Annotated in this window: 10 protein-coding genes; 2 read left to right on the top strand and 8 right to left on the bottom strand. The window is 56.1% G+C overall.

The genetic code is table 11. The features are described from left to right. Positions 1 to 282: 282 nt before the first annotated feature. The 3 genes from VGK48_16200 to VGK48_16190 are packed head-to-tail and all read right to left on the bottom strand — an operon-like array spanning position 283 to position 4,358. A complete protein-coding gene (locus VGK48_16200) occupies positions 283 to 1,353 on the bottom strand; it encodes a hypothetical protein (GenBank protein HEY2382717.1) in 1,071 nt (356 codons plus the stop codon). Beyond that, positions 1,346 to 4,006 carry an ABC transporter permease gene (locus tag VGK48_16195; GenBank protein HEY2382716.1) on the bottom strand — a complete coding sequence of 887 codons (2,661 nt, stop codon included), beginning with the start codon at positions 4,004 to 4,006 and terminating at the stop codon, positions 1,346 to 1,348. Before VGK48_16195 ends, VGK48_16200 begins: the two co-directional genes overlap by 8 nt. A 25-nt stretch (positions 4,007 to 4,031) precedes the next feature. Next, complete coding sequence (locus VGK48_16190) at positions 4,032 to 4,358, bottom strand: PadR family transcriptional regulator (GenBank protein ID HEY2382715.1); 327 nt, start codon at positions 4,356 to 4,358, stop codon at positions 4,032 to 4,034. Between VGK48_16190 and VGK48_16185 the strand changes: the two genes are divergently transcribed. Then, positions 4,357 to 4,704 (top strand): hypothetical protein, encoded by a 348-nt coding sequence (locus tag VGK48_16185; protein HEY2382714.1) that lies wholly within the window; start codon positions 4,357 to 4,359, stop codon positions 4,702 to 4,704. The genes VGK48_16190 and VGK48_16185 overlap by 2 nt on opposite strands. A gap of 115 nt (positions 4,705 to 4,819) precedes the next feature. On the opposite strand, the gene VGK48_16180 is transcribed toward VGK48_16185, so the two are convergent. The 4 genes from VGK48_16180 to VGK48_16165 form a co-directional block, all read right to left on the bottom strand. After that, on the bottom strand, positions 4,820 to 5,152 hold the full coding sequence (locus VGK48_16180) for a hypothetical protein (protein HEY2382713.1): 333 nt from the start codon (positions 5,150 to 5,152) through the stop codon (positions 4,820 to 4,822). Further along, positions 5,153 to 5,392 (bottom strand): DUF433 domain-containing protein, encoded by a 240-nt coding sequence (locus VGK48_16175; protein ID HEY2382712.1) that lies wholly within the window; start codon positions 5,390 to 5,392, stop codon positions 5,153 to 5,155. Between the two features lie 154 nt (positions 5,393 to 5,546). Beyond that, complete coding sequence (locus VGK48_16170; GenBank protein HEY2382711.1) at positions 5,547 to 6,125, bottom strand: NAD(P)H-dependent oxidoreductase; 579 nt, start codon at positions 6,123 to 6,125, stop codon at positions 5,547 to 5,549. Positions 6,126 to 6,321: 196 nt separating this feature from the next. Continuing rightward, complete coding sequence (locus VGK48_16165; GenBank protein HEY2382710.1) at positions 6,322 to 6,717, bottom strand: DUF4437 domain-containing protein; 396 nt, start codon at positions 6,715 to 6,717, stop codon at positions 6,322 to 6,324. A 278-nt stretch (positions 6,718 to 6,995) separates the two neighbouring features. On the opposite strand from VGK48_16165, the gene VGK48_16160 reads away from it, so the two are divergent. Then, the gene (locus VGK48_16160) at positions 6,996 to 7,571 is read left to right on the top strand and encodes a TetR/AcrR family transcriptional regulator (protein ID HEY2382709.1); all 576 of its coding nucleotides are present in this window, start codon (positions 6,996 to 6,998) and stop codon (positions 7,569 to 7,571) included. Positions 7,572 to 7,844: 273 nt separating this feature from the next. Here the strand turns inward: VGK48_16160 and VGK48_16155 are convergent. Continuing rightward, a partial coding sequence (locus tag VGK48_16155; GenBank protein ID HEY2382708.1) for an ABC transporter permease occupies positions 7,845 to 9,000 on the bottom strand: 1,156 nt, incomplete at its 5' end.

Here is a 9,000-nt window from a genome sequence, read left to right as displayed (position 1 = left end):
CGCCTGCTTACAAAACATCGCGCCCGCTTACAAAACATCGCGCCCGCTTACAAAACATCGCGCCCGCTTACAAAACATCGCGCCCGCTTACAAAACATCGCGTCCGCTTACAAAACATCGCGCCCGCTTACAAAACACCGCGTCTGCTTGCAAAACACCGCGCCCGAAGCCGAATTCCCCGGAAGTTACTGGAAATGCTCAGCCTTTCACCAGTTTCTGCCTCATCGCCACGCCTTGGCCCGTTGCGCACCTCGGGCGTTGTTTCAACGACAGTTATACGGTCTACTGTTCCGGCTGAAAGGTGAGATTCACGGAGGATTGAAAATGCCGGTGATTCTTGAATTCCGCACTGATGTGCCACTGGTCGCCTGAGGAAAAGGTAAAAAACAACTCGTAGCCCATGGGAACCAGATACGTGGCGACACCGGATTTCAGGTAGTCCCAGCGGGTCACTTCGCGGGTCGAACTGAAGGGGAATCCAGGCGGAAATTGGCTGGCTTCTTCTTCGTACTGAAGCAAATTGCCTGTCTGTTCTTCGATCAGTATTCGACCTTTCCTCGCCGGGATGTATCGTTTGCCGTTAACGACATCATAGCCGAAACACCCATCAGGCGGAGAACTGAACCCGTAGACCAAAAGCTGTCTCCCGCGGACTTCTTCGTGCCCTTGAAAGTCGAACGTGTTGGGACACTCGACGTCAAACACCTCTTTGAGTTCGGTTCCGAAATCGGGGCTCCAGGTGATGGGATCACCGGCCTTTTTCCAGGGCCTTCCGTTGATTCGAATGTTTTGACGGGCTGCCTCGCCGTTCTTGATGGTGATCTCGGATTCAATGGTATCCACGAGTTTCGATGCCGCCGGATTGCTTGGTCGGGCGGTCCAGCGCCTGGCCACTTCGTCTGCTACGAAGCTCGGAAGATTCATCGCACGCTCCAGTCCTGCTTGCCGCGCGCGCTCAAATTCGGATTGTGCCGCGGCTGGACCACGGTCTGCCTGAGCAGGCGGATCTGGATGTTTCAAAAGATTCTTTTCCCGGCGCCAGGATAAGGAGGTCACAACCTGGGACAATTCTTCCGCCGACGCAGGCCGCAGATATTGAATCTTCTTCAGTTCAAAAGAAGGCGTGCACGTGATTTGCATGCGGTCGCCAAGCTGATACCGCGTGATTGCTCCCGGCGCGAGGGACCCGGACTTCGCCAGGCGTGCGTCAATCAACCCGCCATCATCAAGCCTGACAGTCATCGATGCCGGAGTCACTCTCTGCAGGTTGCCGGAGAAGACCAAATCCGCTGCAAATGTCCCGCAAGGCATCAAGAGGATGAAGCTGATGGCTCGAATCAGAAAATCATTCATACCGTAACGCCGTCATTGGATCGATCCGCGTGGCACGCCGCGCAGGCACATAACAGGCAAGTATCGAGACGCCACCAAACAGGGCGGCAACCACGAGAAATGTCGGCGCATCCGTCGCTTTGATTTCAAACAATAAGTCTGTGAGAAACCGGGTTGCGCCCCAGGCGCAGATCAAACCGATCGCGATCCCGCTGAACGCCAGTTTCGACCCTTGCTGGAGGACCATGCGCATGACGCTGCGGCGCTGGGCGCCCAGAGCCATCCGGATTCCGATTTCGGCTGTTCTCTGCTGGACGAAGCAGGTCATCAAACCATACAGACCCACGAGCGACAAAAACAGAGCGACGCCGCCAAATCCACCCATGATCGCTGTGGGAATTCGCTGCTCTAAAGCGGCGTCCGAAGCCAGCTCACTCATCGTGTGCACGTCGGCGACTGCCAGGGCCGGATCGATGCCGCGAACCAGTTTGCCTAGATCCGAACCCATGCGATCCGCAGGAAGACTGGTCCGAGTCAGTACATATGCCGCGTCGGCGCCGCTTTGGCATAAACATTGGTAGAGCTGCGGAGGCGGGCTGGTTCCCAACCTCATGTAATGCACATCTCCGACGACGCCGCGGATCGTAAACCACTCCGAGTGAGCATTACCGCTGTGATACCGGAAGCGTTTTCCAGCGGCGGTCTGGCCCGGGAAATACTTTTCGGCAAAGCTGCGGTTCACGAGGAAAGCGGGCGGCCGGTTCGGTGTGTCGCGATCGGTGAACCCCGTGCCTTCGAGCAGCGGGATGTGCATCGCTTCGAAGTACCCGGGCGTGACAGCCCTGGATTCGAAGGACTGCTTTTCGTCAAACGGGGCCCCATCCACTTCCACCAAGCTGAAGGTTTCCCCACCGCCAAAGGGCCGGTGGTCGATCGCCGCAGCCGCCGTGACGCCCGGAAGTGCATTGGCTCTCTCCACCAACGTTCGAAAGAATGCCGTTTGAAGTTCGGTCCTGTCGTATCGCGGATCGAGTTGGATATGAGCGGCGATCACCGAGTTCGGCACGAAACCCTTGTCGACCGACTGAACTCTGATGAAGCTGCGCATCAGCAAACCGGAGCTCACGAGCAGAACGAACGAAATCGCCACTTCCGCGACCATCAATCCGCGATGCAAGCGGCCGGTGGCGCCTTTGATCGAGCGCGATCCGGGACCTTTGAGTACCTGATCCAGCCTGCACCGTGACGCCGAGAGCGCGGGAAACAGTCCACACAACAAGGCCGTCACCAGAGTCACGACGGCCGCGACCAGCAGAACGCGGCCGTCGATCGATGCCTGGTTGAGCCGCGGGATTTCGGGTTCAAGGCGGCTGATAACGCGCATTGCACCAAACGCGGCCAACAGGCCCAGGCTCCCTCCGGCTCCGGCAAGGCACAACGACTCCGCCAGCAACTGGCGAACCAGCCGCATTCGCGGCGCTCCCAGCGCCGTGCGCACCGTCATTTCCTGCATCCTGCGGTTCGTGCGGGCAAGGATGAGACTCGCAACGTTGCTGCACGCAATCAGGAGGACCAGAACCACCGCTCCCATGAAGATCAGCATGGGCGCGCGCGCCATCTTGATCACATTGGCGTTTATCGGCTCGACCACCGCTCCCCAATCCCGCAATTGGGAATGCAAGGAATCGAGCCGGGCCGCGATCGCGGTTATCTCGGCTTGAGCCTGACTCAAAGGCACGCCCGGGCGCAACCGCCCGATCCCGAACACGTCGGAACCGCTGTTTCGCGACGCTTTTTCTTCGGGAGTCATCACCCATGGCACCCAGATATCCGTTCCCTCGCCTCCCTCGCCGTTCATATCGAACCACTCGTCGACGCTTGGAAACGCAAAGCCCGCAGGCATGATTCCGATAACCTGGTACGTTCTTGCATTGAGTAACAGCTTCTTACCCAGCACATCAGGATCTCCGCCGAAGCGGGACCGCCAGAGCGCGTGACTGATGACCACCACCTCCGGTTTTTCCGGATCGTCGTCGCCCGGCACAACGCCGCGGCCGATTGCCGGTGATATCCCAAGAAGCTGAAAGAAATCTCCTGTGACTCGAGACCCGTTTACGCGGACGGCGTTGTTATTCACCGCCAGGTTCATTGAATCCGTCGTAAACAAGGCCATGCTCGAGAATGACCGGCTCTCCTTTTTCCAGTCGAAGAAGTCGCCGGTCATGGGGCCGAACGCTCCCAGCGGCACACCCGGTATATGGGGATTGGGTTCATAGAGCGAAACCAGCCGATCGGAATTGGGATACGGGAGCGGACGCAAGAGCATCGCATTGATCATGCTGAACACCGCCGTGGTCGCTCCGATTCCCAAAGCCAAAATGATCGTGCCCATTGCGGCGAATCCCGGGTGTTTACGAAGCATGCGGAGACCAAACTGGAAATCGCGTAGCGTGGCGTCGAGCCAGGCAGCTGCTTTTGTCTCGTAACTCGACTCGCGAAGAAGCAAAGCGTTCCCTAATCGCCGGCGGGCCCTCAGTTCGGCTTCGCCGCGCGGCATTCCATCGCGGACGAACTCCTCGGTTCGTTGGTCGACGTGGAAGCGAAGCTCCTCGTCCAGATCGGTGGCGATCCGTTCACGACGAAAGACATTGGTGATTCGAGAAATCCAGGACATAAACGTTAAAGACGCGATGTTGCCATCATGCCCGCTTAAGTACTTGTCCTATCGCCGCAGCGACTGCTGTCCAGCGCTGCTCGTCCTGCTGGAGCTGCTTGCGGCCTGCCGCGGTGACTTCATACATCCGGGCCCGGCGGTTGTTTTCGGTCATACTCCACTTCGCCTTGATCAAACCGGCCTCTTCCATTCGGTGCAAAGCCGGATAAAGGGAACCCTCCTCGACTCGCAGGTGCTCGGAGAAGCTCTCGATTTGAGCAGTAATGCCGTAACCGTGCAGCGGTCCACGGCGATCGAGAATCTTGAGAACGAGAAGAGGAAGGGAACCTTGAAGCGCGTCTTGCTTAGTCATGCCTAGCTATCTTAGTAAGTCAGCTTGGCACAGTCAAGATGAACGGGATAATGACCGGTTGGGAGTTGAAACCGAAAAAGAAGAGAAAACGATGAAAAAGCAACTTGGCAAATTACCTAAGAGTCAAAGGCACAAAATCGAGACTCAATACCACAATATGAGCCCACGAGATTTTGATGAGCGAATGTCACGTGAGAGGCGCCGGAGTCCCGGCTCTTTAAGGTTGCCGTCGAATTTGGTGGAGAATTTGAAGACGCTGGCCGAATCTGAGGGCGTAGCCGAGTATCAGCAGATGGTTAAACGGTGGATCGAAGAACGCCTGCAACACGAAACGTCCGCAACCTGAATTCAAACTTTCGAACGCCATTCTCGCTCCTGGCCGCAGGATTCCTAAATGCTTGGTGACCAGGCGGGAGTAATCCGGCAAGGATCGAAGCTCGTTGTGGAATCAGCGAGTGTTCCTAAACTGACTTGATGGGGATGTCCACTTCGACGTAACTGCTGGGTTTCGCCGCATTGACGGCTTCGACGACGCGATGAATGTGAGGTTCAAGTTGGGGCCATTGCTGCCGTCCCAGAACAACAATCGCGATTTTACGGCCTGCGAGATTCTGCTGGTAACGCATGTTCTTGTCGGTGGTCAGCAATATATCGAAACCGGCTTCCTCCGCTGCAGTCAATAACTCGCCATTGCTGAGCTTATCCCAGCCTTGCTGTGCCGCGGTTCGGACGGTGTGCTGTTCGAGATATGGACGTATGGGAACGGGCGTCGCCTGATCAAAAATAATGCGCATCTACGGAGCGTAAGCGGGCTCTTTGTCGAGACTGCGGACGGCGAACTCGATAACGGCCTTGACCTGTTCGCGATCAAGCCCGTCGAACCATTCCATGATGTCGTCGATGCTAGCCCCGGCTTCGATATTTTCGAAGATCGCTGCGACGGGCATACGAGTTCCCCGCAGTACCCACGCGCCGCTCACTTTGCCAGGGATGCTTTCCACGGCCGGGCATTGGGACCAATCAAGGCTTGCCATCTTCCAACTCCTGCCTTTAGGATACGCCAAAAGCAACTCACGTTCACGCGTACCGGCACTGCTAAACCCTTGGCGACTTTCGAGGACCCATCAGTCTTTTCGGCTTGTGCTAGTAAGGCGCACGGGCGCCGCGGCACTTCCATGTACGGCGTGGCTACATGGCGCTCGGTACTTGTTTCTCTCTAAGCATTTTCAATGCTCCGCCCCAAGCGATGACCTGGTCGAGCATCCTATTCACGGCAGTTTCTTGCATGGGAACGGGCTTAAAGACGTTGAAATTCTCAAAATCAGTGAAGAGGGACAGTCCAACCTGTGCGCGGACGGTGGCGACCTGAAGTTCTGCCATCACTAAGCGCAGATTTTCGACAGCGCGCACCCCTGCCGTAGCGCCATAAGCAATGAAGCCGGCCGCCTTATTGATCCACTCAGCGTAAAGGAAATCGATTGCATTCTTGAGTGCTCCGGAAGTGGCGTGGTTGTATTCCGGCGTCACAAAGACGAAAGCATCGAACGATACAATCTTCGCCGCCCACTTTTTTGTGTGGTCATGGGTGTACTTGCCCATCATCGGCGACATGGGCTCATCAAGAAGCGGAAGGTTGAAGTCCTTGATGTCGACCAGTTCAAACACGGCATCATTGCGCTTCCGCGCGATTTCATAAGCCCACTTCGCAACGACCTCGGCTTTGCGGCCAGGTCGTGTACTGCCGATAATGATCCCAACTGACAGCATGAAAGTCCTCCCTCTCTCAGAGCCTGCCTTCGATGTGCAGGCGGCATTGAATCATTTCCTACATTTCCATCATCGTCTGAGAATCCGGCCTTAAGTAGACCGGATATCAGCGTTTTGGTCGTAGGCAACAGGCTTGTCGACCCCGTCCGATCTCCGACGGGATCGCGTGGGACAGGCCTCCCTTGGCTCGCGAAGGTCATTGCTCCTTTGCCGGGCGAATGAAGTCGGCCTCGCCGAACTGGTGGATGTAGACGATGCAGTCTTCGGGACCCTTGCACCCGTCCTCGTGAAACTGCCAGGCCGGCTGCATGACGTACGACCCCGGTGTCAGTTCCTTCGGGCTGTCGCCTTCGACTGTATGGATCCAGGTCCCCTGCACACATAGCGCGTGGTAGTCCGTCGCGTGAGTGTGCATGCCCCCGTCGAACCCGCCCGGGAGCTTCAGCAGCATGCCGAAGGGGCCTTTCTTGGAGTCGCCCCACAACACGCACATCTTCACGGGCGAGCCGGGAGCCAGAGGCTCCCACTTGAGCTCGCCAGCCGGCACGGTGATCTGTTGCTTGCCGTTTGCGATCTTGTTTGCGGTGTCCATATATTTTATCTCCTTATCAATTGATCTAATTACACTACCTAACAGTAGTGTAATACTACTCAATGGTCATAATGCAACGGACAACATTTGAGGGTACTTTTTGTGGGGCCGTAATAATGAGGCAATATTCACTTATAGCGCCACCGCCTATGATCTATCCGAAAGGCCGAGCTTGTAACGACCTACTAAAAGGTCTAGACTATCCTTAGGTAGGTTTTAACCTACCATGCGTGTTTAAAGCAAATGACGCTTTCAGGGGCAAAAAGAAAGGAGGACTCTTGAAAACCGACAGCACTAAGACCCGAGCTCTTAAAGAAGCAAAGGATCTTTTTCAGCGCGTTGGTTACGATGGATTCAGCTTTCAAGACATCGCAGACAAAATTGGGATTAAGAAAGGAAGTCTTTATGAGCATTTCAAGTCAAAAGAGGAATTGATGCTCTACCTGATGGACTTTTATTTCGAGGGCTTGAACCACTGGACCGAGACGATCAGCGTGTTTGAACCCAAAGCTCAAGTAAACGCGTACTTTGAGGGCTTAATCAAGTTCTCGGATGAAGGGATGCTTTGCCCTGTTTCCTCGATGGGTAAAGATGCGGGCAAGCTTTCAAGGGCGGTCCGTACCAAAATCGCGAACTTTTGTGAAACACATAACGCTTGGCTGGCCCGCACTCTAAAGGCGGGACAGAAACGGGGACAATTCCGCAAGGATGTGAGCTGCATCGAGCTGGCAGATCTGGTTTCGTCCGTTTCACTTGGCGCTCAATTGAGGGCTCGAGCCCTCAATGATTCGGGTGAAATTAACAAGATGAGGAATCAGCTGTTCAAGCTCATCGCTGCGGATGCAGAGGTATAAGCGAGTTTGCAGCTATCGCTGCTCCGCAAGAACGCAATCGCATCGACTCATGATGGCGATGTCCTACTGGTCAAAAAACCTTCAAAAGTCGTCGCAACGCGTACAACGCGGCTGAATCCGTGATCTCGAAACTTCTGTTCCAACTTGTTTGTTGCGTGGCCGGAACAAATCGACAATGTGTCGAAAATGAGCTGTTCAGTCGATATATCTCCCCGAAAACGCCGCAGGCTTTACCTATCGTCATCCACGAGGATTGCCTCTTGTGGTTTCTTCTTAGTCGGCGCGCAGGGCGGTTATCGGGTCGACGCGAGTCGCCCGAAGAGCCGGAATGGCGGCGGCCAGCAAAACGGCGGGCAAAACGGCGAGAAGGACGGCGGCGTAGGTCACAATGTCGGTAGTATGGATTCCGAATAACATCGAGGCGATAACGCGGTTCGTTACGAAGGCCAGAACGAGGCCGGCCGCCACGCCGATGACGATTAAATACGCGGCGCCGCGCAAAACCAGACCGGCGATACCTCCGAAATCGGCTCCCAGCGCCAGGCGGACTGCGAATTCCGGCAGCCGTTGCGCCGTCGCGTAGCTCATCACGGCATACATTCCGGCCGCGGCGAGCAGCAGTGCGATGGAAGCGAATATCGAGACGAGGATCATCCGGAAGCGGGGAGCGGCGATCGAGTCCCCAATGGATGCATCCATGGTCGTGAACTTTGTCGCGATCTCGGGGTTCACGGATCGCACTGTGTCGCGAACAGCGGGAATCAAGGACTCAGGATCACGGTCCGTTCGGATGACGATCTGGACTTCATTGGCAGTGTAAGGATGTTGCCGGAGCGGCATGTACAGTTGAGCTTCCAATGCGGAAGCCGGCGAATCCTGCCGGATGTCGCTGACGACGCCGACGATTGTTGCCCACTGCACCGGCAGATCCAGCCCCCACCGGACACGATGACCGATAGGATCCTCGTTTGCGAAACTCTGGTGAGCGACTGACTCGCTTATGATCGCAACGGGCGTGCGGCCATACAAATCCCCGTCCCTAAAATCGCGGCCGCGCAAAAGCCGGATGCCCATCGTGGCGAAATAGCCTTGTCCGCTCAATCGATATCCGGCATGCGGCAACCGGTGGAAATTGCCTCCCGAGCTGTCCTTGCCTTCCACCTCGTATGAACCTTCGGCACTATATTGCCCTGTTGGCAGTCCCATCACCGCGGCATCGGCAAGAACTCCCGGTACATGCTTCAACCGGCCTACAACGTCATCCAATTCCTGACCCGCCCGAAGATAGTTTTCAATTCCCGATTGCTCAAAGATGGAACCCCGCGCCGGAGCATGCGCATAGGTCACAAGAATATGATCCTGGCGGAAACCGAGCGGCACATCCGTGAGCGCGAGAAAGGATCGGAGGAGCAATCCTGCGTTGATCGCC

Source organism: Terriglobia bacterium, from assembly GCA_036496425.1.
In the GTDB taxonomy this organism is placed as follows: domain Bacteria; phylum Acidobacteriota; class Terriglobia; order 20CM-2-55-15; family 20CM-2-55-15; genus 20CM-2-55-15.
The sequence above is the reverse complement of the archived record's forward strand: the minus strand, read 5'-3'. Positions and strand labels throughout refer to the sequence as shown.

Coding starts and splice junctions, on each gene's coding strand:
- VGK48_16165 (HEY2382710.1), bottom strand. CDS start 6,717: ATGGACACCGCAAACAAGATCGCAAACGGCAAGCAACAGATCACCGTG.
- VGK48_16180 (HEY2382713.1), bottom strand. CDS start 5,152: ATGCGCATTATTTTTGATCAGGCGACGCCCGTTCCCATACGTCCATAT.
- VGK48_16170 (HEY2382711.1), bottom strand. CDS start 6,125: ATGCTGTCAGTTGGGATCATTATCGGCAGTACACGACCTGGCCGCAAA.
- VGK48_16200 (HEY2382717.1), bottom strand. CDS start 1,353: ATGAATGATTTTCTGATTCGAGCCATCAGCTTCATCCTCTTGATGCCT.
- VGK48_16190 (HEY2382715.1), bottom strand. CDS start 4,358: ATGACTAAGCAAGACGCGCTTCAAGGTTCCCTTCCTCTTCTCGTTCTC.
- VGK48_16195 (HEY2382716.1), bottom strand. CDS start 4,006: ATGTCCTGGATTTCTCGAATCACCAATGTCTTTCGTCGTGAACGGATC.
- VGK48_16185 (HEY2382714.1), top strand. CDS start 4,357: ATGCCTAGCTATCTTAGTAAGTCAGCTTGGCACAGTCAAGATGAACGG.
- VGK48_16175 (HEY2382712.1), bottom strand. CDS start 5,392: ATGGCAAGCCTTGATTGGTCCCAATGCCCGGCCGTGGAAAGCATCCCT.